General features: G+C 61.8%; 26 protein-coding genes. 15 read left to right on the top strand and 11 right to left on the bottom strand.

Features of this window, described 5'->3' with window-relative positions:
- Positions 1 to 17: 17 nt before the first annotated feature.
- The 5 genes from lptB to MQW23_RS08970 all read right to left on the bottom strand — a co-directional run bounded on the left by lptB (position 18) and on the right by MQW23_RS08970 (position 3,546).
- On the bottom strand, positions 18 to 767 hold the full coding sequence (gene lptB / locus MQW23_RS08950; protein WP_252107514.1) for an LPS export ABC transporter ATP-binding protein: 750 nt from the start codon (positions 765 to 767) through the stop codon (positions 18 to 20).
- Positions 768 to 777: 10 nt separating this feature from the next.
- Positions 778 to 1,269, bottom strand: coding sequence for a lipopolysaccharide transport periplasmic protein LptA (lptA, locus tag MQW23_RS08955; RefSeq protein WP_252107515.1), 492 nt, complete (start codon positions 1,267 to 1,269; stop codon positions 778 to 780).
- A gap of 2 nt (positions 1,270 to 1,271) precedes the next feature.
- Positions 1,272 to 1,910, bottom strand: a complete 639-nt coding sequence (gene lptC, locus MQW23_RS08960) for an LPS export ABC transporter periplasmic protein LptC (protein WP_252107516.1) — start codon at positions 1,908 to 1,910, stop codon at positions 1,272 to 1,274.
- 83 nt (positions 1,911 to 1,993) lie between these two features.
- On the bottom strand, positions 1,994 to 2,524 hold the full coding sequence (locus MQW23_RS08965; RefSeq protein WP_252107517.1) for a KdsC family phosphatase: 531 nt from the start codon (positions 2,522 to 2,524) through the stop codon (positions 1,994 to 1,996).
- A 35-nt stretch (positions 2,525 to 2,559) separates the two neighbouring features.
- Complete coding sequence (locus MQW23_RS08970; protein WP_252107518.1) at positions 2,560 to 3,546, bottom strand: KpsF/GutQ family sugar-phosphate isomerase; 987 nt, start codon at positions 3,544 to 3,546, stop codon at positions 2,560 to 2,562.
- A 272-nt stretch (positions 3,547 to 3,818) separates the two neighbouring features.
- On the opposite strand from MQW23_RS08970, the gene MQW23_RS08975 reads away from it, so the two are divergent.
- From MQW23_RS08975 to hisD, 9 genes are all read left to right on the top strand, one after another.
- Positions 3,819 to 4,640 carry an ABC transporter ATP-binding protein gene (locus MQW23_RS08975; protein ID WP_252107519.1) on the top strand — a complete coding sequence of 274 codons (822 nt, stop codon included), beginning with the start codon at positions 3,819 to 3,821 and terminating at the stop codon, positions 4,638 to 4,640.
- On the top strand, positions 4,640 to 5,440 hold the full coding sequence (gene mlaE / locus MQW23_RS08980; RefSeq protein ID WP_252107520.1) for a lipid asymmetry maintenance ABC transporter permease subunit MlaE: 801 nt from the start codon (positions 4,640 to 4,642) through the stop codon (positions 5,438 to 5,440). The genes MQW23_RS08975 and mlaE overlap by 1 nt, the downstream gene beginning before the upstream one ends.
- 15 nt (positions 5,441 to 5,455) lie before the next feature.
- The gene (gene mlaD / locus MQW23_RS08985) at positions 5,456 to 5,920 is read left to right on the top strand and encodes an outer membrane lipid asymmetry maintenance protein MlaD (RefSeq protein WP_252107521.1); all 465 of its coding nucleotides are present in this window, start codon (positions 5,456 to 5,458) and stop codon (positions 5,918 to 5,920) included.
- A gap of 68 nt (positions 5,921 to 5,988) precedes the next feature.
- Positions 5,989 to 6,648: an MlaC/ttg2D family ABC transporter substrate-binding protein gene (locus MQW23_RS08990; RefSeq protein ID WP_252107522.1), complete on the top strand. Its 660-nt coding sequence runs from the start codon at positions 5,989 to 5,991 to the stop codon at positions 6,646 to 6,648.
- The gene (locus tag MQW23_RS08995) at positions 6,645 to 6,983 is read left to right on the top strand and encodes an STAS domain-containing protein (protein WP_252107523.1); all 339 of its coding nucleotides are present in this window, start codon (positions 6,645 to 6,647) and stop codon (positions 6,981 to 6,983) included. Before MQW23_RS08990 ends, MQW23_RS08995 begins: the two co-directional genes overlap by 4 nt.
- A 103-nt stretch (positions 6,984 to 7,086) precedes the next feature.
- Positions 7,087 to 7,338 carry a BolA family protein gene (locus MQW23_RS09000; protein ID WP_252107524.1) on the top strand — a complete coding sequence of 84 codons (252 nt, stop codon included), beginning with the start codon at positions 7,087 to 7,089 and terminating at the stop codon, positions 7,336 to 7,338.
- A gap of 10 nt (positions 7,339 to 7,348) precedes the next feature.
- Positions 7,349 to 8,611: a UDP-N-acetylglucosamine 1-carboxyvinyltransferase gene (gene murA, locus MQW23_RS09005; protein WP_252107525.1), complete on the top strand. Its 1,263-nt coding sequence runs from the start codon at positions 7,349 to 7,351 to the stop codon at positions 8,609 to 8,611.
- A 27-nt stretch (positions 8,612 to 8,638) separates the two neighbouring features.
- Entirely contained in the window at positions 8,639 to 9,295 is a 657-nt protein-coding gene (hisG, locus tag MQW23_RS09010) for an ATP phosphoribosyltransferase (protein WP_252107526.1), read from the top strand.
- A gap of 10 nt (positions 9,296 to 9,305) precedes the next feature.
- Positions 9,306 to 10,619, top strand: a complete 1,314-nt coding sequence (gene hisD / locus MQW23_RS09015; protein ID WP_252107527.1) for a histidinol dehydrogenase — start codon at positions 9,306 to 9,308, stop codon at positions 10,617 to 10,619.
- A gap of 54 nt (positions 10,620 to 10,673) precedes the next feature.
- On the opposite strand, the gene MQW23_RS09020 is transcribed toward hisD, so the two are convergent.
- Positions 10,674 to 11,915, bottom strand: coding sequence for a S1C family serine protease (locus MQW23_RS09020; RefSeq protein ID WP_252107528.1), 1,242 nt, complete (start codon positions 11,913 to 11,915; stop codon positions 10,674 to 10,676).
- Positions 11,916 to 12,093: 178 nt separating this feature from the next.
- Between MQW23_RS09020 and MQW23_RS09025 the strand changes: the two genes are divergently transcribed.
- Positions 12,094 to 12,855 (top strand): Nif3-like dinuclear metal center hexameric protein, encoded by a 762-nt coding sequence (locus tag MQW23_RS09025; RefSeq protein WP_252107529.1) that lies wholly within the window; start codon positions 12,094 to 12,096, stop codon positions 12,853 to 12,855.
- Between the two features lie 68 nt (positions 12,856 to 12,923).
- Here the strand turns inward: MQW23_RS09025 and MQW23_RS09030 are convergent, their stop codons facing one another.
- Positions 12,924 to 13,439, bottom strand: coding sequence for a ZapG family protein (locus MQW23_RS09030; protein WP_252107530.1), 516 nt, complete (start codon positions 13,437 to 13,439; stop codon positions 12,924 to 12,926).
- A 222-nt stretch (positions 13,440 to 13,661) separates the two neighbouring features.
- Here MQW23_RS09030 and zapE point away from each other — a divergent pair, with 222 nt between their 5' ends.
- The 5 genes from zapE (at position 13,662) to MQW23_RS09055 (ending at position 17,264) form a co-directional block, all read left to right on the top strand.
- Positions 13,662 to 14,843, top strand: coding sequence for a cell division protein ZapE (gene zapE / locus MQW23_RS09035; RefSeq protein ID WP_252107531.1), 1,182 nt, complete (start codon positions 13,662 to 13,664; stop codon positions 14,841 to 14,843).
- A 228-nt stretch (positions 14,844 to 15,071) separates the two neighbouring features.
- Positions 15,072 to 15,500, top strand: coding sequence for a 50S ribosomal protein L13 (gene rplM, locus MQW23_RS09040; RefSeq protein ID WP_252107532.1), 429 nt, complete (start codon positions 15,072 to 15,074; stop codon positions 15,498 to 15,500).
- Positions 15,501 to 15,513: 13 nt separating this feature from the next.
- A complete protein-coding gene (gene rpsI / locus MQW23_RS09045) occupies positions 15,514 to 15,903 on the top strand; it encodes a 30S ribosomal protein S9 (protein ID WP_252107534.1) in 390 nt (129 codons plus the stop codon).
- A gap of 203 nt (positions 15,904 to 16,106) precedes the next feature.
- Complete coding sequence (gene sspA, locus MQW23_RS09050; protein WP_252107536.1) at positions 16,107 to 16,733, top strand: stringent starvation protein SspA; 627 nt, start codon at positions 16,107 to 16,109, stop codon at positions 16,731 to 16,733.
- Between the two features lie 48 nt (positions 16,734 to 16,781).
- On the top strand, positions 16,782 to 17,264 hold the full coding sequence (locus MQW23_RS09055) for a ClpXP protease specificity-enhancing factor (protein WP_252107537.1): 483 nt from the start codon (positions 16,782 to 16,784) through the stop codon (positions 17,262 to 17,264).
- A gap of 101 nt (positions 17,265 to 17,365) precedes the next feature.
- On the opposite strand, the gene MQW23_RS09060 is transcribed toward MQW23_RS09055, so the two are convergent.
- Genes MQW23_RS09060 through MQW23_RS09075 form a run of 4 tightly spaced genes read right to left on the bottom strand, consistent with a single transcriptional unit; the run spans position 17,366 to position 20,460 of the window.
- Positions 17,366 to 17,938, bottom strand: a complete 573-nt coding sequence (locus MQW23_RS09060; protein ID WP_252107539.1) for a BON domain-containing protein — start codon at positions 17,936 to 17,938, stop codon at positions 17,366 to 17,368.
- Positions 17,939 to 17,983: 45 nt separating this feature from the next.
- The gene (locus MQW23_RS09065; protein ID WP_252107541.1) at positions 17,984 to 18,577 is read right to left on the bottom strand and encodes a phosphoheptose isomerase; all 594 of its coding nucleotides are present in this window, start codon (positions 18,575 to 18,577) and stop codon (positions 17,984 to 17,986) included.
- Positions 18,578 to 18,596: 19 nt separating this feature from the next.
- Positions 18,597 to 18,968 (bottom strand): YraN family protein, encoded by a 372-nt coding sequence (locus MQW23_RS09070; protein WP_252107542.1) that lies wholly within the window; start codon positions 18,966 to 18,968, stop codon positions 18,597 to 18,599.
- A complete protein-coding gene (locus MQW23_RS09075) occupies positions 18,958 to 20,460 on the bottom strand; it encodes a penicillin-binding protein activator (RefSeq protein ID WP_252107544.1) in 1,503 nt (500 codons plus the stop codon). The genes MQW23_RS09070 and MQW23_RS09075 overlap by 11 nt, the downstream gene beginning before the upstream one ends.
- Positions 20,461 to 20,526 lie beyond the last annotated feature (66 nt).

Genomic DNA, 20,526 nt, shown 5'->3' on the forward strand with positions numbered 1-20,526 from the left:
TTATGGTTGTCACTGGGTTAGAGACGAAAATCCGCCCCCAGATAAACCTCGCGCACCTTCTGGTTGTTTAGAATGGCCTCGGCGTTACCGCTTGCGATGATGTGGCCGTCGCCGACGATATAGGCGATGTCGCAAATATCCAGCGTCTCGCGGACATTGTGGTCGGTGATCAGCACGCCGATATGGCGCGCCTTGAGTGCGAGGATGATCGACTTGATCTCGCCGACCGAAATCGGGTCCACCCCGGCGAAGGGCTCGTCGAGCAGGATGAAGGCCGGGTCGGTGGCCAGCGACCGGGCGATTTCTACTCGGCGCCGCTCGCCGCCGGAAAGGCTCATACCCAAATTGTCGCGAATGTGGGTGATGTGAAAATCTTCCAGCAGTTGCTCCAGGCGCGCCTGGCGGTCGGCTCGGTCCAGCTCCTTGCGCGTCTCCAGAATGGCCATGATGTTGTCGGCCACCGAGAGCTTTCTAAAGATCGACGCTTCCTGGGGCAGGTAGCCGATACCGGCGATGGCGCGCTCGTGCATCGGTGCTCGGGTCAAATCCAGCTCGTTGATACCTACGCTTCCAGCATCCGCCTTGACCAGCCCGACGATCATGTAAAACGAGGTGGTCTTGCCCGCCCCGTTTGGGCCGAGCAGGCCCACGACGCTGCCCTGAGTGATCTCCAGGTTGATATCCTTGACCACCCGGCGGCGCTTATAGCTCTTGGCCAAGTGGCGGGCGTGAAGCGTTTTGACCGCTTCAGGTTGGGTGCTCGACACGGTGAATCTCCTATTGCGCCGGCTGCAGCGTCATGCGGATGCGCTGGTTCTCACCGCCGCTGACGTCGGAGCGCGCCTGAACCACTTCGCGGTCGATGAAATACTCGAGCCGCCCGCCCTGAAAGCGGTCGCTGCGCTGGGTGAGCTCGGCCTGGTCGATCAGCTCGACCCGGCGCTCGCTGACGTGATAAACGATGCGCCGCGCCCAGCCTTCCATTGGCGCCGGCTCGCCTTCGAGCTGGTTGCGAAGGTAGGCGCGCTCGCCGGTAGCGGTGGCCTGGGAGAGCTCGCCGGCGTCGTTTCGCGTGATCTCCACGCGGTCGCCGCGAATCTGCATCTCGCCCTGGCGAATATTGACGTTGCCGGAATAGACCGCGGTGCCTGCACGCTGGTCGAGGTCGAGCCGGTCGGCTTCCACTTCAACGGGCGCCTGGCTGGTTTGCGCCTGGGCGGTCAGTGGCAGGGCCAGGCTCAGCAGTGCGATTCGTAAATAAGCGTGCATAACTACTCCTGCAAGGTGGAATCCGAAACGGTAGGGTCCTGAGGTGTCGAGTCGGCGGCTTGTCGCGCTTGAACCGGCGGATGTGTGCCGCGCACGTTGTCGCTCATGCGTACCTGACTTTCATCGAGCCAAACATCCATGCGTTCGGCGCTCATGCGCTGGGGCGGCTGCTGCAAAAGCGCCGGCGCCTCGGTATAGGCGTGGCGCTCGAGACCCTCGTAGTGTAGGCGTTCGGTATCGAGCTGCCAGCCCTCGTCCGGGGCGAGTAGCCGGGCGTTGCCTTCCATGATCAGCGTCTGGCGCTCGTTTTGCAGCGTGCCGCGATCGGCGCTGGCAAGCCACTGGCGCTGCTCGCTGTCATAAAGCGTTGCCCGCGGCGCCTCGATCTCGGTCAGCGCGCGCTGGGGCGTGTGCACCAGGCGCGGCGTGTCCAGGCGTTGGGAAACGCCGCCGGTGTCGTCGAAAAGCGTTAGGCTTGCGTTTTCTAGCACATGGCCAGGCTCTTCGCGCTGCACGTCCGGGTCGACCTCGACGGTTGCCGGGCCGCCGGGGTCCAGCCAAACAAGCCAGGCGCCCAGGGCGATGACCAGGGCGGGAAGCCAAAGGCGCTTTTTGATTCGTCTTGCCGTCGAGCCCGGCATCGCGTCACCTCAGGGTCGTTTCAAGGGCGGCCTCCGTCGAGGAAAGCCGGTGAATGGCGCGTGCGATAGTCGCTGCCGAAGGATTATAAATAGGTATCCATCACCGCGTCCCAATGGCCCTGAGCCATCAACAGCGTGTCGCAGATTTCGCGTACCGCGCCGTGGCCGCCGAGCGAATCGGTGATCCAGTCGGCGTGCGTGTGCATGTAGTCCGGCGCGTTGGGAACGGTGATGCCGACGCCTGAGCGCTTGATGCACTTGAGATCCGGCAGGTCGTCGCCGCAGTAGGCCACCTGATCGATATCCAGCGATAGCCGCGAGCAGAGCGCTTTGAGCGTGGCGAGCTTGTCTTCGACCCCCTGATGGACGTGGGTAATGCCGAGCGCGGCGGCGCGCTGGCTAACCATGGGAGAGTCGCGGCCGGTAATCAGCGCAACGTGGAAGCCGGCGCGTTTTAAGAGCTTGAGTCCGTGCCCATCCTGGGTGTGAAACGCCTTGATCTCGATACCGTCGGCCTGGAAATAGAGGCGTCCATCGGTCAGTACGCCATCCACGTCGATGGCGAGCAGGCGAACGTTGCGAAGGCGGTCGTTGAGAGCGTCGGGTACGGCCATGGGGACTCCGTTATCATCAGTAGAGAAAACGTTGATCAAATCACGCCGCTGGAAAGCAGGTCGTGCATGTGTAAGGCACCGATTGGGCGCTCGTGTTCATCCACGACCGCCAGCGCCGTGATACGGCTATCTTCCATCAGGCGCACCGCTTCGGCGGCGAGCATGTTGGGTCCTACGCGCTTGCCTGGCCGGGTCATCACCTCATCGACGCTGACGTCGCGAAGATCATGATGTTCGTCGAGGGTGCGGCGCAGATCGCCGTCGGTATAAACACCGGCAAGGCGCCCCTGGTCGTCGACCACGCAGGTAAAGCCAAGCCCCTGGCGGGTGATCTCCAGCAGCGCATCGCGCAGCGGGCTGCCGAGCGGCACCGTCGGCAGGCGATCGCCGCTGTGCATCAAATCCTTTACGCGCAGAAGCAGGCGCTTGCCGAGACTGCCGCCGGGGTGGGACAGCGCGAAATCCTCGGCGGTGAAGCCGCGCGCTTCCAAAAGCGCCACCGCCAACGCATCGCCCAGCGCAAGGGCGGCGGTGGTCGAGCTGGTCGGAGCGAGGTCCAGCGGGCACGCCTCGCGGGCAACGCCGCTGTTTAGATGGGCGTCGGCGTGGGTGCCAAGCGTAGAATTCGGCCGGCCGGTCATGCTGATCAAGGGCACTCCCAAGCGCTTTAAAAGCGGCAGCAATGCCGTGACCTCGGCGGTTTCACCAGAGTTGGACAGCGCGATGACCACGTCGGCGCGGGTGATCATGCCCAAATCGCCGTGGCTTGCCTCGCCCGGGTGGACGAAGAACGCCGGCGTGCCGGTGCTGGCAAGCGTGGCGGCTAGCTTGCCGGCGATATGGCCGGATTTACCCATGCCAGTCACCACGACGCGCCCCTGGCAGGCGAGAATCAGGGCACAGGCCCGGTCGAAATGTTCGTCCAGTTTCTCCTGAAGCTCGCCAATGGCGGTCTGCTCGATTTGAAGCGTGCGCAGGGCGCTTTCGCGTAAAGCGCCGGGGGTGCCGTGAAACGCGGGCATGAGGGCCTCTTGAAAAAAGATGTCGGGGGCAGCGCTCTAGAATAGCATTTTGCGCTGGCGCACTGGTACGGCCATTTTTAACAAGGCGTTAGCGCCTTTGGCGTCAAGGATTTGCGCATTGGCTAACGCGGCGACAGGTGGCGTAAAGGTACAATGTTCGCTACTATTCGAAAACACTGTTTTTTTTAGCAAGCCGGTCCTGATGAGCCCGCGTTCCTGCGTTTGCGGTTAGTTGGTCAGCTATCCGCCCCAAGAGGAGGGTTTATCCACCCATGACTCCCGCGCCCTTCATCGAAATCGACAATCTGCACTTCTCTCGCGGTGACCACGACATCTTTCGCGGCGTGAACCTTCGTATTCCGCACGGTCAGGTCACCGCCATCATGGGGCCGAGCGGTACGGGCAAGACAACGCTTTTGAAGCTTATTGGCGGGCAGCTCACGCCGGATCGTGGGCGGGTTTTGATCGACGGTCAGGACGTGCACCGGCTTTCGCGCAAGGCGCTGTTCACGCTGCGAAAGCGCATGGGCATGCTGTTTCAAAGCGGAGCGCTGTTTTCGGACTTGAACGTGTTCGAAAACGTCGCGTTTCCGCTAAGAGTCCACACGGACCTCCCTGATGCCATGATTCGCGATCTGGTGCTCATGAAGCTGCAGGCCGTCGGGCTTCGCGGCGCCCGGAACCTGACTCCTGCCGAGCTTTCCGGCGGCATGGCTCGGCGCGTGGCGCTGGCGCGCGCCATTGCGCTCGACCCGGAGCTGGTGCTCTATGATGAACCTTTCGTTGGCCAGGACCCGATCTCGATGGGCGTGCTGGTGCAGCTCATCAAGCGGCTCAATGAAGCGCTCGCGCTGACGTCGGTGGTGGTATCCCACGACATTAAGGAGACGCTGAGCATTGCCGACTACCTCTATCTGATCGCCGACGGCCAGGTCGTGTCCGAGGGCACGCCGGACACCTTCGATAACAGCGAAGACCCGCGGGTGAGTCAGTTCGTTCACGGCCAGCCGGACGGCCCGGTGCCGTTTCACTACCCGGCACCGGGATTTTATAGCGACATGCTGGGCCAGTCGCACGCCAAAAGGACAGGATGATGCGGTCACTACTAACGCAAGCCAGCCGCCGCATCACGCGCTTCGGCCGCAAGGGGTGCGAAACCGTCGAGGCATTGGGCCGGGCCGGCACGTTTCTCGCCCAGGCGGGCATCGGCGTCCCTTCCAGTGAAGGGTTTTCGCTGTGGCTTCGCCAGATGCACTTCGTGGGCGTGCTGTCGCTTGCCATCGTGCTCGTCTCCGGGCTCTTTATCGGCATGGTGCTGGCGCTACAGGGCTATACTATTCTGGTCGACTTCGGCGCCGAGCAGGCGCTGGGGCAGATGGTGGCGCTGTCACTGCTGCGCGAGCTGGCCCCGGTCGTGGCCGCCTTGCTCTTTGCCGGGCGCGCGGGCTCGGCGTTGACTGCCGAAATCGGCCTGATGAAGGCGACCGAGCAGCTCACCAGCATGGAGATGATCGGCGTCGACCCGCTCAAGCGCGTGGTCGCGCCCAGACTCTGGGCCGGGTTCGTCGCACTGCCCATTTTGACCGTCGGCTTTAGCGTCGTGGGCATTTATGGCGGCTACCTCGTCGGCGTCGAGTGGCTGGGCGTGTTCGAGGGCTCCTACTGGAGCAACATGCAGGCCAGCGTCTCCTTCATCGTCGATGTGGGCAACGGCATGATCAAAAGCCTGGTGTTCGCGCTGGTGGTGACCTGGATCGCGGTGTTCCAGGGGTATGACCTGGTGCCCACTTCTGAAGGGATTTCCCGCGCCACTACCCGCACCGTCGTGTACTCGTCTCTAGCGGTGTTGGGGCTCGATTTTGTACTTACCGCCGTGATGTTCGGCGGCCTTTGATAGCGGAGCACGTTGATGAAACGCAGTAAAACCATGGAATTCGGCGTGGGGCTTTTTATGCTTGCGGGCATTATCGGGCTCGTGTTCCTGGGCCTTCGGGTCAGCGGGCTGTCGCTGTCGGCGCCAACGCAAACCTTTCAGCTTCAGGCCAACTTTTCCAATATCGGCGGTCTAAAGCCCCGTGCCCGCGTGACCATGGCCGGCGTGACCGTCGGCCGGGTCGAATCCATCGATCTCGACACCGACTGGTACGATGCCCGCGTCGTGCTCAGTTTGGATAGCGAGCTGGAAGGCCAGCTCTCCCAGGACTCGACCGCGGCGATCCTGACCGCGGGGCTTTTGGGCGAGCAGTACATCGGACTTAGCGTCGGCGGCTCGCCAGAGATGCTCGAGGACGGCGGCGTGATTCGCGATACCCAGTCGGCGCTGGTGCTCGAGGAGCTCATCCAGCAGTTCGTGTCCAACATGGCGGGCAGCTAACGGCTGATCCGTGCAGTTAGATCCATACTCGCAACCGGTAAATCATTACTCACAAAGAGGTAAGTGCCATGCAAGCGATCCAACACCCGCTCCGTTACTGGCTGACCGCGCTACTGGCGGCGGTAGTCTTTGCGCTTCCGCTGACTGCCAGCGCTCAAAGCCAAACGCCAGAGGCGATGATTCGTGACAACGTCACAAGCTTTATGTCGCGCCTGGAAGGGCGCAAGGACTACTACGCCAATAACATCGACGAGCTTAAGGATGTCGTCGACGACACCCTCGACGAAGTAGCGGATTTTCGCTACATCGGCGCCAGCGTCATGGGTAGCTACTTCCAGAACGCCACGCCGGATCAGCGCAGCCGCTTCGCCCAGGTGTTTCGTCAAACGCTGATCGACACCTACGCCAAGGGCCTGGTCACCTACGACTATGAAGACCTGCGCGTACTCGATAACCAGCGCGGCCAGCGCTACGAAGACCAGGCCAGCGTCGATATGGAAGTCATCGCCACCAACGGCCAGGTCTATCCGGTCAGCTACAGCCTGCGCCTTGCCAACGGCGAATGGAAGGTCGTCAACGTCATCGTCAACGGCATCAACCTGGGGCTGACGTTCCGCAACCAGTTCGACCAGGCAATGCGCCAGCAAAACCGCGATTACGACGCGGTCATTCAAAACTGGGCGCCGGAAGTGGGTGTCGACGAGCTCGAGCGCGGAGGCGATGCGTGAGCCAGCTGTTACAGCACGATGGCGTCACCCTCAGCCAGTCAGGCGAGGGACTCGTCGTTGAAGGCGATTTGACCATGAACGTGGCGGCCAACGTGGCCGCCGCGGGCACGCAGTGGCTCGAAAACGAGGCGACCTCCCGGGTCGCCTTCGATTTTACCGGCGTACAGATGGCGTCGAGTGTCGCCATCAGCGTGCTGCTCGAGTGGCTTCGCACCTGCCGCGAGCGCGAGCTCGAGGTGGAGCGGATCACGCTTTCTGCCCCTTTGATGCGGCTCGCCGTTCTGGCCGAGCTCGATGAATTGATTGCTCACCCCCATCACGCGCTGACCGCCTGACCCCGCCCATCGCCAAGCGCGGCGCTTTTCTTTATGATGTCGGCTCCGTTTTTCCACGACCGATTTTCAATTCACCGACATCCCCAGAGGAGTTTTCTGTCTCATGCAACCCAACGAGGTAAAAGCGCTGCTTGAATCCCGCATCGACGGATGTGATTTCCATATTCAGGGGGAAGGTTGCAACTTTCAGGTGGTTGCCGTGGGGGAGGCCTTCGAAGGGCTTTCACCGGTTAAGCGCCAGCAGCTGGTGTATCAGGCGCTGAGCGACGAAATCGCCTCCGGCGCGCTGCACGCGATCAGTATCAAAACCTATACTCCGGCGCAGTGGCAAACCGCGTCGGAAAACGCCCGATAAGGGGCGGCGCATGGATAAACTCCTGATTACCGGCAACGGCCGCGCTGACGGCGAAGTGTGGGCGAGCGGGGCGAAAAACGCCGCACTCCCCATTCTTTGCGCCAGTCTTCTATCGAAAGGGCCGGTCGTGATCGGCAACCTGCCGCACTTGCAGGATATCACCACCACCCTCGAGCTTTTGGGCCGCATGGGCGTCGAGCCGGTGATGGGCGAGCGTCTGAGCATCCAGCTCGACGGCTCCCAGGTTACCGAGTGTCACGCGCCTTATGAGTTGGTCAAGAAGATGCGCGCCTCGATTCTGGTGCTCGGCCCGCTGCTTGCCCACTTCGGTCAGGCCGACGTGTCGCTCCCCGGTGGCTGTGCGATCGGCTCGCGCCCGGTGGATCTGCACATTCGCGGGCTGGAGGCGATGGGTGCGAACATCCGCGTCGAAGCCGGCTACATTCGTGCAAGCGTCGATGGCCGTCTTAAAGGCGCGACGATCTACTTCGATACCGTCACCGTCACCGGCACTGAAAACCTGCTCATGGCGGCCACGCTCGCCGAGGGCAAAACGGTGCTGGAAAACGCCGCCCGCGAGCCGGAAGTCGTGGATCTGGCTGAGTGTCTGATCAAGATGGGCGCGAACATCCAGGGCCACGGCACCGATACCATCGTAATCGAAGGGGTCGAGTCGCTTCACGGCTGCGAGCACGACGTCATGCCGGACCGCATCGAAACCGGCACCTTTTTGGTCGCGGCGGCGATGACCGGCGGCCGAGTGAAAGTGACGCGTACGCGGGCCGATATTCTGGAAGCGGTGCTCGCCAAGCTCGAAGAGGCGGGGGCTGATATCACCTGCGGCGAGGACTGGATCGAGCTCGACATGCACGGCAAGCGCCCGAAAGCGGTCAATATTCGCACCGCGCCGTATCCGGCGTTTCCCACCGACATGCAGGCGCAGTTCGTGGCCATGAACGCCGTGGCCGAGGGTCACTCGCGGGTGGTGGAAACCATCTTCGAGAACCGCTTCATGCACGTTCAGGAGCTCAACCGCATGGGTGCAAGCATCGCGCTCGAAGGCAACGCGGCGCTGATCACCGGGGTTGACCGGCTCTCCGGCGCGCCGGTGATGGCCACCGACCTTCGCGCGTCGGCCTCTCTCGTGATTGCGGCGATGATGGCCGAAGGTGAGACGCTGGTGGACCGTATCTACCATATCGACCGCGGCTACGAGTGCATCGAAGAAAAAATGCAGTTGCTGGGGGCGAAGATTCGCCGCATTCCCGGCTAGCCACGCGACCAACCACTGGCCTAAACCATGAGTAAGCAACTGATTCTGGCGCTCTCCAAGGGGCGCATTCTGGAAGAGACGCTGCCGCTTCTGGCCGACGCCGGCATTACGCCGGCGGAGGATCTCGGCAAAAGCCGCAAGCTGTTATTCGATACCAACTTGAGCGATGTCAAGCTGGTCGTCATTCGCGCCACCGACGTGCCTACCTACGTGCAGCTGGGCGCCGCGGATTTGGGTATCGCCGGCAAGGACGTGCTGCTCGAACACGGCGCCGAAGGGCTCTACGAGCCCGTCGATCTCGACATTGCCCGCTGCAAACTGATGACCGCCGGCGTCACCGGGCAGGCGCCCTTGAAAGCGCGCCGCCGGGTCGCTACCAAGTTCGTCAACGTGGCCAGACGCTACTACGCCGAGCAGGGCATTCAGGCCGAGGTGATCAAGCTTTATGGCGCCATGGAGCTTGCGCCGCTGATGAACCTGGCGGACGAGATCGTCGATATCGTCGATACCGGCAATACGCTGCGCGCCAACGGCATGGAACCGCGGGAGCTGATCGCCGAGATCAGCACGCGGCTGGTGGTCAACAAGGCCGCCATGACGATGAAGCACGATCGTATCAAGCCCTTGCTTTCACGGCTGCAGGACGCGGTTTCAAAGCGCCAGGCAGCGTCTGCCCAATCCTGAGAGGTGTTCGATGAGTGACAAAGCGGCCTTGATCAATCGGCTCTCTACCGCCGACGGCGCTTTTGATGCAGCGCTTAACGCGTTGCTCGACTGGGAAGGGGTCTCCAACGAAGAGGTTCAGGCGCGGGTGAGCGCCATTCTCGCCGATGTCAAAACCCGCGGCGACCAGGCGGTGATCGAGGCGACCAACCGCTTCGATCGCCTCAGTGTTTCGAGCATGTCCGAGCTTTGCCTAACGCCTGAGCGGCTCAAGGCCGCTTTCGACGGCCTGCCATCGGATCAGCGCGAGGCGCTCAACGTCGCCGCCGAGCGCATTCGATGCTACCACGAGCACCAAAAGCCCAGCGGCTGGCAGTATGAAGAGCCGGACGGCACGGTACTGGGCCAAAAGGTGACGCCGCTCGACCGCGCCGGCATCTATGTGCCCGGTGGCAAGGCGGCGTATCCGTCATCGGTACTGATGAACGCTATACCCGCCCACGTAGCGGGTGTTGGCGAGATCGTGATGGTCGTGCCGACGCCGGACGGCGTGCTCAACGAACTGGTGCTGGCGGCGGCGCACCTGGCAGGCGTGGACTACGTCTTCACCATCGGCGGCGCCCAAGCGGTCGCGGCGCTTGCGTTTGGTACCGAAAGCGTGCCGCGGGTCGACAAGATCGTCGGGCCGGGCAACATTTACGTGGCCACCGCCAAGCGCGCGGTGTTTGGTCAGGTTGGGATCGATATGATCGCCGGGCCCTCCGAGATTCTCGTGGTCTCGGACGGGCAGACCGACCCGGAGTGGCTGGCGATGGATTTGTTCTCCCAGGCCGAGCACGACGAGGACGCCCAGGCGATTCTCGTCAGCTGGGACGCCGAGCATCTCGATGCGGTTCAAGATGCGATCGAGCGGCTGTTGCCAACGCTCGAGCGCGAAGCGATTGTGCGCGAGTCGCTCTCCCGGCGTGGCGCGCTGATTCTGTGTCAAAACGAGCAGGAGGCGCTGACGCTGGTCAACCGCGTTGCCCCCGAGCATCTGGAGCTCTCAATAGCCGAGCCCGAGCGGCTCGTCGAGCACGTGCGCCACGCTGGCGCGATTTTCATGGGCCGCTACACCGCCGAGGCGCTGGGAGACTACTGCGCCGGGCCGAATCACGTGCTGCCCACCTCCGGCACCGCGCGGTTCTCATCGCCTTTGGGCGTGTTCGATTTTCAAAAGCGCTCATCGATCATCCACTGCTCCGCCGAAGGCGCCTCGACGCTGGGCAAAACGGCGTCCGTGCTTGCCCGGGGCGAGTCGCTCACCGCGCACGCCCGCTCGGCGGAATACCGGATTCGTGATTGATCAGCGGTCAGGCTTACCCCGGGAGTTTTGGGCAGCGCTTGGCGCTGCCCTTTGCTAGGATTCTCCGCGCCGGTCGAGGGTCATTTCGGTAGGCATGGGGCGCTCGCCCACTTCCAGCGTTAATTCGATGCTCTCGCCGTTGCGTACCACGGTCAGTGGCAGCGAGGTGCCCGGCGCGATCGAGGCGATGTCGCTCATGGTTGCGCGGGCATCCAAAATGGCCTGGTTATCGATGGAGAGCAGCACGTCGCCGGGCTGAAGGCCTGCCTGGGCCGCCGGTCCGCCGCTTACCACGCCCGCCACGATGACGCCCTGCGGGGTGCTCAGCCCAAATGATGCTGCCAGTTCGCGTGACAGTGCCTGCGCCTCGATTCCCAGCCAGCCCCGGATGACCCGACCGCGCGTCACCAGCTCGTTCAAGATGCTGTGGGCCAGATTCGCCGGAATGGCGAAGCCGATACCCTGGGAGCCCCCCGAGCGCGAAAAAATCGCCGTGTTGATGCCCACCAACGCGCCTTCGGCGTTGACCAGCGCGCCGCCGGAGTTGCCCGGGTTGATCGCCGCGTCGGTTTGAATGAAATCCTCGTAGGCGTTGAGCCCCAAGTGACTTCGCCCAGTCGCGCTGATGATGCCCATGGTGACCGTTTGGCCGACGCCGAAGGGATTGCCGATGGCCAGCGCCACGTCGCCTACGGCGACCTCCTGAGAGTCGCTTAGCTCGATCACCGGCAGATCGTCCAGGTCGATGCGCAGTACCGCCAGATCGCTTTCCGGGTCGGTGCCAACGACATCGGCCAGGGTTTCGCGCCCGTCGCGCAGCGCCACCTGAATCTGGTCGGCGTCGTTGATGACGTGGTGATTGGTCAGCACATAGCCATCCTGGCTAATGATTACCCCGGAGCCCAGGCTCGACAGCATGCGCTGGTGCGCGGTCGGGTCATCGCCGCGGAAAAACTGCTGAAAGAAGGGGTCGGACATCAGCGGGTGCTGGTCGCGCTCGACGATGCGAGACGAGTAGATGTTGACCACCGCGGGGGCGGCCTGGTCCACCGCGTCAGCGTAGCTTGCCGGGCCCTGGTTGCGATCGAGCGGGCCGGCCTGGCGAATTTCCGGGCGCGGGCGCTCTGGCGCCTCATTACTGGTCTGCGAGGTCGGCACCATTCCCTGCGGCGGCGCGGGCTCGGGTGTCGATCGAAACGGGTTGGGCAGGTGGTCCGGAAAAACGAAAAGTAAAAACGCCGCCAAAAGGACGCCGGTCACGATAGGCCATATATAGGGCAGCACGTAGCGGTGCATGCGGTACATCCTCAGCCGTTGGCGGTCTCAAGTCTCGAGGGCAGCCGCGTGCCGGTTCGCGGTAACGCGGCGCGGGCTTTACACTATAAGGTTCTGCAACAACATAAAGCTCTGCAATAACCGTAGGGTAACACTTTTGCCCACCTTCCTCAGTAGCTTAGCTCTAAAAGGAGACGACGTGGTTAACCGCGACCAGCTAGCCAGCGCCCTCGACCATCAGCTTCGCGCCTCGCGCTTCAAGGATTACACCGTCAACGGCCTTCAGGTTCAGGGGCGAGAGTCCATCACCCGTCTCATGACCGGCGTCACCGCAAGCCAGGCGCTGCTAGACGAGGCCGTGGCCTGGCAGGCGGACGCGGTACTGGTGCATCACGGCTACTTCTGGAAAAACGAGCCGGTGGCGCTGACCGGCATGAAGTACCGGCGCATCAAAACGCTGCTCGATCACGACATCAACCTGCTGGCCTACCACTTACCGCTGGACGCTCACGCGGAGCTTGGTAATAACGCCGAGCTCGCCCGGCGGCTAGGGTGGAAGGTGGAAGGGTGTCTCGACGGCGAGCTGGGCGAGGGGCTTCTTTGGTCCGGCCGGCTGCCCGAGGCGCAGTCGATTCAAACGCTTGCGGCCAGCGTCGAAGCGGTACTCGCGCGCGCGCCTACGGTGATCGAGGCGCGGGGCTTGGCGAGTATCGAGCGCATCGCCTGGTGCACCGGCGGCGCCCAGGACATGATCACTCAGGCGTTCGATGCGGGCGCCCAGGCGTTCGTCTCCGGCGAGATTTCCGAGCGTACTACGCATCTGGCTCGGGAAATGGGTATTCACTACCTTGCTGCCGGCCACCACGCCACCGAGCGCTACGGCGTCCAAGCGCTCGGCGAGTGGCTGGCTGACGAGTACGGCTTGACTCACCGCTTCGTGGATATCGATAACCCGGCGTGATCCCTGCTTGAAACGAAAAAAGCGAGGGCTCGACGCCCTCGCTTTTTTTGCTTTCCTGCGATAAACCGTTAATAGCGTGGCGGCTGATCCACGGCAGGTTCCTTGGGCTTGGCATCTTTCAGGCCATACTCCTCGGAGAGCGTGCCGCCCTTGCCATCGGCGTAGTCGCGTGGCGTTGTTGGGGTCTCTGACGCTTGCGGGTTCTTTGGCGTCGCGTCAGCCGGCGTCGGCGCGGCGGGTTTTAAGGGTTTGGCCGGGGCGGCGGGCTTTGTCACCTGGGTGGTCTCATCGAAGGGGGCGGCCGTGGTGTGGGCCAGCTCCCACTGCTCGGCGCCGGCGTCGAGTTTGTCCTCGAGCTCGTCGGTTTGGCTGCGAATCGCTTCGAGGCACTGGCGAACTTCGCTGACGTGACGCCCCTGGGCCTTTTTCAGCTCGGCAATCTGGTGTTCACGCTCCAAAAGCGTTTGTTTCAGTGATGCCCGATGGCGTTCTCCTTTGCTCATGAGGCGATAGCACAAAAGGCCGATCAAAAAACCAATGACCAGGCCGATAAGTACGAATAACAAGGGTGAGGTTGCTTCCACAGTTTTCTCCCTAAAACCAGGTTGGATCAGTTCAAGCGCAGTGCTCACGCAAACTTCATTATAGGCGTCTGTAGGCCTTATGGGTCAATGCGCCGATGCGCCAACGGGGCATCGTGGGTATAATAGGTCGCATTTACAGCGCGTTGCATCGCGAGCTAATCCAATGAGCCGCCTTGCGGCAGTTACGTGACTGCCCGCGCTTCCAATCGGGAGAGTGTTTGAATGTCATCGAAAGCCGCCTCGGCAAAGGTTTCCGCCACGCATCCGCCCACGCCCCTGGCGCGCTACAAAAGCGATCTCGAGCGCGATGATTTTCAGTACGACGCCGCCCAGCAGAACGCGGTCGAGCACCTGCAGCGCCTCTACGACGACCTACTGGCCACACCCTCGACCACGCCCAAGACCGTGGTTGCCAACAAGGGGTTCAAGGCGCGCATGGCCGGGTTCGTCGGCAAGAAGAAAATCCCGAATGAGGCCCCAATGCCGCGGGTCAGCGGGCTCTACTTCTGGGGCGGGGTGGGGCGTGGCAAAACCTATCTGGTCGACACCTTCTATGAGGCGCTGCCGTTTTCCGAGAAGATGCGCACCCACTTTCACCGCTTCATGCAGCGGGTACACAACGAGCTCAATCACTATAAGGGCGAGAAGAACCCGCTGGAGCTGATCGCCGGCAAATTTGCGTCTGAAGCGCGCGTGATCTGCTTTGACGAGTTCTTCGTCAAGGACATCACCGATGCGATGATTCTGGCCAACCTGCTGGAGGCGCTGTTCAAGCGCGGCGTCGTACTGGTGGCGACCTCCAACATCGTGCCGGACGATCTCTACAAGGATGGCCTGCAGCGCGCGCGCTTTCTCCCCGCCATCGATCTGCTCAACCGCCACTGCGAAGTGGTCAACGTCGACTCTGGCGTCGATTACCGCTTGCGCGCGCTACAGCGCGCCGAAATCTTCCATACCCCCTGCGACGAGGCCGCCGAAAAGGAGCTTACGCGAAGCTTCAAGGAGATTGCCGGTCAAGGCGGGGAGGAGGGCGCGCCGCTGGAGGTCAACCATCGCGTGCTCAAAACGCGTCGGCTTTATGAAGGGACGGCTTGGTTCGAGTTCCGTGAGCTTTGCGACGGCCCGCGCAGCCAGAACGACTACATCGAGCTTGCCCGGGAGTTTCATACCGTGCTGGTGTCGAACGTGCCCCAGATGAGCGCTAAAACCGAAGACCAGGCGCGGCGTTTCATCAATATGGTCGACGAGTTCTATGATCGAGGGGTGAAGCTTTTGATGTCGGCGGAGGTGTCGGTGGAGTCGCTTTACACGGATGGCAAGCTCGCGTTCGAGTTCGAACGCACGCTGTCAAGGCTTCAGGAGATGCAGTCTCAGGAGTACCTGGCGCTGGCGCACAAACCTTGATTCACACGTTCTGACGCAAAAACCATGATTCATAAGCTCTGCGCGTCCAAGTTGCTGCTCGGATAAAAATTCGCCCGGACGCTTAACTTGTCGGCACTGCTCGTGTAGAATGCCGCCTCGCTAACCGTTACTGACCGTGTTTGTCGGGTCGTAACCAAAAAAAATAGGGATGGTGCACGGCCTTTGCGGTCGCGTTACCCAATACACTTTATCTGGTGAATTTCATCCATGAAGACGTTCAGTGCTAAGCCGCAGTCCGTCCAGCGCGACTGGTATGTTGTCGATGCCACGGACAAAACGCTCGGTCGTCTGGCTACCGAAATCGCTCGCCGCCTGCGTGGCAAGCATAAGCCCGAATTCACACCTCACGTTGATACCGGTGACTACATCGTCGTCATCAACGCCGAGAAGATTCAGGTCACTGGCAAGAAAGCCACTGACAAGAACTACTACCGTCACACCGGTTACCCGGGCGGTCTGCGTTCCATGACCTTCAACCAGCTCAAGGATCATGCGCCGGAGCGCATCATCGAGTTTGCCGTCAAGGGCATGCTGCCGAAAGGTCCGCTGGGTCGTGCCATGCACTCCAAGCTCAAAGTGTACGCGGGAACCGAGCATCCCCACGCCGCCCAACAGCCGCTTGAACTGAACATTTAAGGAAATCTTCGCCATGTCACAGCAATACTACGGTACCGGGCGCCGCAAGACTTCCACCGCTCGTGTGTTCCTCAAGCCGGGTTCCGGCAACATCACCGTTAACAACCGTGCGCTTGACGAGTTCTTTGGTCGCGTTACCGGTCGTATGGTGGTTCGCCAGCCGCTCGAGCTGACCGAAACTCTGAATCAGTTCGACGTCTACGTGACCGTCGAAGGCGGCGGTGGTTCGGCCCAGGCCGGCGCCATTCGTCACGGCATCACCCGCGCGCTGATGGAGTACAACGAAGACTTCCGTCCTGCGCTGCGTGCCGCCGGCTACGTGACTCGCGACGCGCGTCAGGTCGAGCGTAAGAAAGTCGGTCTGCGTAAAGCACGTCGTCGTCCGCAGTTCTCCAAGCGTTAATTTTCTACGCGCTGCGAATAAAACGCCCAGGCCCTTGGCCTGGGCGTTTTTTGTGTCAGGTCGTTGCGTTGACGCCGTCCGGGCCCAAGTCGCGCTGAAAATGTTAAGGTGCCCTGGGCGCTTGGGGATGGCGCGGGTCCGTCTCCCCCAGGCGAGCGCTGGCATGTTATTATTGTCTATTGTTTTGATGCGAGGATGCTTTCATGGGTGTTGTGGCCAAGCGGTCTTCTATGATCTTTTACTCCGGTAATGACGATCATTTTAGCCATCGAGTGCGCATTGTTTTGGCTGAAAAAGGGGTCGCCGTCGATATCGTAGACGTTAGCGACGATCAGCCGGTGCAGGAATTAGCCGATCTCAACCCCTACAACAGCGTACCCACGCTTTTGGATCGCGATCTGGTGCTGTACGAGTCCAAGGTGATGATGGAGTACCTGGACGAGCGTTTCCCGCATCCGCCGCTGCTACCCGTTTACCCGGTTGCTCGCGCCCAGAGTCGTCTCTGGATGCACCGCATCGAGCGTGAGTGGTGCCCGATGCTCGACCAGATTCGCACCGGCGGTAAAAAAGAGGCCGAGAAGGCGCGCAAGGAGCTTCGTGAAAGCCTGATCGGTATCTCCCCGATCTTCGAGGACATGCCTTTTTTCATGAGCGAAGAGTTTACCCTCGTGGACTGCTGCCTCGCGCCGATCCTTTGGCGTTTGCCGGAGCTCAACATCGAGCTTCCCGAAAAGCAGGTCAAGCCGCTGATGGATTACATGGAGCGGGTATTCGAGCGCGATGCGTTCAAGGCCGCCCTGAACGAGCGCGAAAAAGAGATGCGCGCGTAAAAGCTTTGGGCCCCGCTCGCGGGGCGTTATGGATACAAGGGGAGTCTTATGAAATCGAGCCGTCCCTATATTGCCCGGGCCCTGTATCAGTGGCTTCTGGACAACGAACTGACCCCGCACCTGGTGGTCGATGCGACCCAGCCAGGCGTCGAGGTGCCGCGTCAGTTCGTGCAAAACGGCCAGATTGTGTTGAACGTCGCCCCAACGGCGGTGCGCGATCTGTTCATGGAGAACGAGGCCATCGGCTTCAGCGCGCGCTTTGGCGGCCAGCCGATGCAGGTCATGGTGCCGATCAACGCGCTGATCGCCATTTATGCCCGTGAAAACGGCGCGGGCATGGTATTTGGCCAGGAGCCGGAGCTCGATAGCGACGATGAGGAGCTCGAAACCTCGGACATCGACGAAAGCGCTGGCCCGCAGCTAAGCGTTACCGGCCCCGCCGACGAAAGTCAGGTCGATGCGCCGGATAAGGAAAAGAAGAAGGAAGAGGGCAAGGCCAAAAAGAAGCCAACGCTTCGCGTCGTCAAATAGCCGCTCTCTTCGCAACGAAAAAGCCCCGCACACGATTCGTGTGCGGGGCTTTTTTGTGTGCCATGTCAGCGTGCCGGCGATGTTGGCCGGCAAAGCGCCGATCAATCGATGTAGTCGAATACCTTGACGATGCGCTGGATGCCGCTGACGGCAGAGGCCTCGTTGACGATGCGATCCGCTTCCTGGCGGGTCACCATGCCCATCAGGTAGACGCTGGCGTTCTCGGTGGTCACCTTGAGCTTCGATGAATCGATGTGCTCGTTGGTGGCCAAATGGCTCACCACGTTGGTGGTCAGCCAGGTATCGGTCAAACGCTGGCTCGCGGGCAGGTTGGCGGCGATCGCCAGCTGATTGTGTACCTGGTTGACGCCGCGCAGGTCGCCGGTCACTTCACCTGCCATGGTGCGCAGCTCTTCGCTCGGCACCTGGCCGACCAGCAGTACCGTGCCGTTATAGCTGTGGGCGCGAATGCGCGCATCGCCCAGGCGAGCATCTGCCTGATCCAGGGCTCGCTCGACCTGGCGCTCGATGGTGGCGTCGACCGCCTCGACATCGTTGCTGCGCTGGGCGTAGTTGGACGGGTTCGACGCCGAGTTGTTGGCACAGCCGGCCAGCAGTACCGCACTGCAGGCGGTGATCAAGCAAAAGGAACGAAACGCGTTACAAAGGGCCATCGCCAACTCCTGAAAGTATAAAAAAGTATCGTGTATACGGTGCGCCTAAGCGCCGCCGCCGAATAGCTGCTCATCGATGAGATCGCACAGGCAGTGGATCGCCAGAAGATGTACTTCCTGGATGCGTGCGGTGGAAGTGGCCGGCACGCGGATTTCGCAATCGTCCTGGCCCAAGAGCGAGGCCATGTCGCCACCGTCGCGCCCGGTCAGTGCAACCACCGCCATATCGCGATCATGAGCCGCCTGAATCGCCTGAACGATATTGGCGGAGTTACCGCTGGTTGAAATCGCCAGCAGTATATCGCCAGGCTGGCCCAGCGCCCTAATCTGCTTGGAGAAGACCTCGTTGTAGCTATAGTCGTTGGCGATCGAGGTGAGTGTGGAGGTATCGGTGGTTAGCGCCAGCGCTGGCAGGCTCGGGCGTTCGCGCTCGAAGCGGTTTAAAAGCTCCGCCGAGAAGTGCTGGCTATCGCCGGCGCTACCGCCGTTGCCACAGGCAAGAATTTTGCCCTCGTTGACCAGGCACTGCACCATCATTTGGCTGGCGACTTCGATGAACGGAGGCAGCACTTCGCTGGCGTAGGTTTTGGTATCAATGCTTGAATTGAAGTGGCTTAAAATGCGGGATTGAAAGTCCATGAGGGCTTCCTGGTGTAAGTCAGTATGCGTCAAACGCCGCCTTCTCCCAGTGAAACTCGAGAGCAGGTGGGTGACCGGTGATCGCTAGAATATCAAAACGACAGGGTGTCGAGACAGCCATGCGCGCTAAATAGAGCGACGCCGCCCGAATCAGGCGGTGCTGCTTTTGTGGTGTGATGGTTTCGAGCGGATGGCCGCCTCGCGTCGTAGCGCGGTACTTGACCTCGACGAATACCAGCGTATCGCCATCTCTCATGATCAAATCGAGCTCACCACCCTTGACCTGATAGTTGGCGCTGACGAGTGTTAAGCCCCGCTCTTCGAGCCACCGAGCCGCAAGCTGCTCGGTGGCGGCGCCGCGACGGCGCGCAGTTTGCGGCTTATTCGTCACCCAAAAGTCCTGGCGACAGAATCGGCGCGGGGCGGCCGTTCTGGAAGCGCGCCCAGGGCAGTTCGCGGTGAATACGGCCGTCGCCGGACATCGACAGCGTGCCGGTGCTGCCGTTGAAGCCTTGAATGGAGGAAAGGTCCGACAGGTGCGTGGCAAGCTCGTAAGCATCGACGCCCATCGCCTGCAGGCGGAAAAGCGAGGCGTCGGCTTCGCCGTGAAGCGCATGGTAGCTCGAGTAGAAGGGCAGCGCTTCGGCACCGCCTACCGCGGCGTCCGGAATCTGCCACGGGATATCGACGAACATTACGTCATCGAGGTCCTGGTTCAGGCGCCGTTCTTGGGTGCCTTCGTGCAGGTGCGAGGTCGCGTAGATCGGCAGCTTCTGGGCGTAATAGAAGTCCATCATCGGCGGCACCTGGCGCGCGTACTCGGGCAGCGCGAGCAGGAATAGGCCATCGATATTACCCAGCTGAGCGCGACCGCCGCTGACGTTCAGCGCCGTTTCCACCGCGCTCGAGACGTCGTTACTCGGGTTATAGCGAACGGCATTGGGGACTTCACCGCCGAGTTGGTGAAACTCGTTCCAGAACGCCTCGCCCACGCGGCGGCCCCAGTCGTTGTCCGGCACCATAACCGCTACCTGGCGGCGGCCGTCCTGGTAGGCGCGCCGCGCCGCCTGGCGGGCTTCGTCTTCAGCGGAGAGGCCGTACTGGAAAAGGCCGGCGGCCTGGTTTTGCGCGCCGCTGCCGTAGTTCAGCGCCAGCGTCGGAAGCGGAACGCTTTGGCGCTGCTCGAGCCGGGTAACGTCTTCTTTGTCCAGCGGGCCGACGATCAGCTGGGCGTTCATTTGCTGGGCGCGGCTATAGAGTTCGTCCGCGGAGTACTGCGAGGAGTCGACGAAAGTAAGCTCGACGCCCTGGCCGCGGATCTTGCTGTGCTCGCGCATGGCGTTACTGATGGTATCGGCAACGCTACTGAGCGGCCCGGACTGCGGCAGTGCCACCATGATCCGGCGAATGTCTTCCCCCTCCAGTGCCGGCAGGGTAGCCTGGATACGGCCCGGCTCGCCCATTGCCTGACGGGCCCACTGGGCACGCTCGCGCAGGGTTTGCTGCTCGTTACCCTGCATCGGCAGCTCGTCGTCCAGCACCTGAGTGGCGCGCAGCACGGCGCGCGGGTCGTCGAGCGCCCGGCCGAGCTCGGAAAACAGCAGCGCCCAGCGTACCCGGTCACGCTCGGACAGGCTTGCCTCGTCCACCGCGGCGGCGGCATCGAACGCCGCTTCGCGATCGCCCTGGCCTGCCAAAATGGTGGCGGCTTCGAGCCGGCTCAACGAGGCCTGCTCGGGGCCTTGCTGTTCGGCCTGGCTCAGCAGTCGCCCGGCGTCTTCGTCGGATATGCGGTCGACGCCGCCGGGCTGTTGGATGGCACAGCCGCTGATCAATAGAGCCGTAAAGGCAGTGGCGAGCAGGCCACGGAGTGAACGTTTCATGTATGCTTCCTTGGTTTTTTCGTTGGCGCTGTTTAAAGCCGAGGACGAGTCCCTTAATCCTTGCAC

Origin of the sequence: Halomonas sp. S3-1-1 (assembly GCF_023757625.1) — a bacterium.
GTDB lineage: Bacteria > Pseudomonadota > Gammaproteobacteria > Pseudomonadales > Halomonadaceae > Vreelandella.

What these genes read in the sequence shown, in the direction of transcription:
- rplM (WP_252107532.1), top strand. Translation starts at nt 15,072, where the DNA reads ATGAAGACGTTCAGTGCTAAGCCGCAGTCCGTCCAGCGCGACTGGTAT.
- mlaE (WP_252107520.1), top strand. Translation starts at nt 4,640, where the DNA reads ATGCGGTCACTACTAACGCAAGCCAGCCGCCGCATCACGCGCTTCGGC.
- MQW23_RS09055 (WP_252107537.1), top strand. Translation starts at nt 16,782, where the DNA reads ATGAAATCGAGCCGTCCCTATATTGCCCGGGCCCTGTATCAGTGGCTT.
- lptA (WP_252107515.1), bottom strand. Translation starts at nt 1,269, where the DNA reads ATGCACGCTTATTTACGAATCGCACTGCTGAGCCTGGCCCTGCCACTG.
- MQW23_RS09060 (WP_252107539.1), bottom strand. Translation starts at nt 17,938, where the DNA reads ATGGCCCTTTGTAACGCGTTTCGTTCCTTTTGCTTGATCACCGCCTGC.
- zapE (WP_252107531.1), top strand. Translation starts at nt 13,662, where the DNA reads ATGTCATCGAAAGCCGCCTCGGCAAAGGTTTCCGCCACGCATCCGCCC.
- MQW23_RS08975 (WP_252107519.1), top strand. Translation starts at nt 3,819, where the DNA reads ATGACTCCCGCGCCCTTCATCGAAATCGACAATCTGCACTTCTCTCGC.
- MQW23_RS09000 (WP_252107524.1), top strand. Translation starts at nt 7,087, where the DNA reads ATGCAACCCAACGAGGTAAAAGCGCTGCTTGAATCCCGCATCGACGGA.
- MQW23_RS09075 (WP_252107544.1), bottom strand. Translation starts at nt 20,460, where the DNA reads ATGAAACGTTCACTCCGTGGCCTGCTCGCCACTGCCTTTACGGCTCTA.
- MQW23_RS08965 (WP_252107517.1), bottom strand. Translation starts at nt 2,524, where the DNA reads ATGGCCGTACCCGACGCTCTCAACGACCGCCTTCGCAACGTTCGCCTG.
- MQW23_RS08970 (WP_252107518.1), bottom strand. Translation starts at nt 3,546, where the DNA reads ATGCCCGCGTTTCACGGCACCCCCGGCGCTTTACGCGAAAGCGCCCTG.
- MQW23_RS09020 (WP_252107528.1), bottom strand. Translation starts at nt 11,915, where the DNA reads ATGCACCGCTACGTGCTGCCCTATATATGGCCTATCGTGACCGGCGTC.
- MQW23_RS08990 (WP_252107522.1), top strand. Translation starts at nt 5,989, where the DNA reads ATGCAAGCGATCCAACACCCGCTCCGTTACTGGCTGACCGCGCTACTG.
- mlaD (WP_252107521.1), top strand. Translation starts at nt 5,456, where the DNA reads ATGAAACGCAGTAAAACCATGGAATTCGGCGTGGGGCTTTTTATGCTT.
- hisG (WP_252107526.1), top strand. Translation starts at nt 8,639, where the DNA reads ATGAGTAAGCAACTGATTCTGGCGCTCTCCAAGGGGCGCATTCTGGAA.
- hisD (WP_252107527.1), top strand. Translation starts at nt 9,306, where the DNA reads ATGAGTGACAAAGCGGCCTTGATCAATCGGCTCTCTACCGCCGACGGC.
- murA (WP_252107525.1), top strand. Translation starts at nt 7,349, where the DNA reads ATGGATAAACTCCTGATTACCGGCAACGGCCGCGCTGACGGCGAAGTG.
- sspA (WP_252107536.1), top strand. Translation starts at nt 16,107, where the DNA reads ATGGGTGTTGTGGCCAAGCGGTCTTCTATGATCTTTTACTCCGGTAAT.
- MQW23_RS09065 (WP_252107541.1), bottom strand. Translation starts at nt 18,577, where the DNA reads ATGGACTTTCAATCCCGCATTTTAAGCCACTTCAATTCAAGCATTGAT.
- lptC (WP_252107516.1), bottom strand. Translation starts at nt 1,910, where the DNA reads ATGCCGGGCTCGACGGCAAGACGAATCAAAAAGCGCCTTTGGCTTCCC.
- rpsI (WP_252107534.1), top strand. Translation starts at nt 15,514, where the DNA reads ATGTCACAGCAATACTACGGTACCGGGCGCCGCAAGACTTCCACCGCT.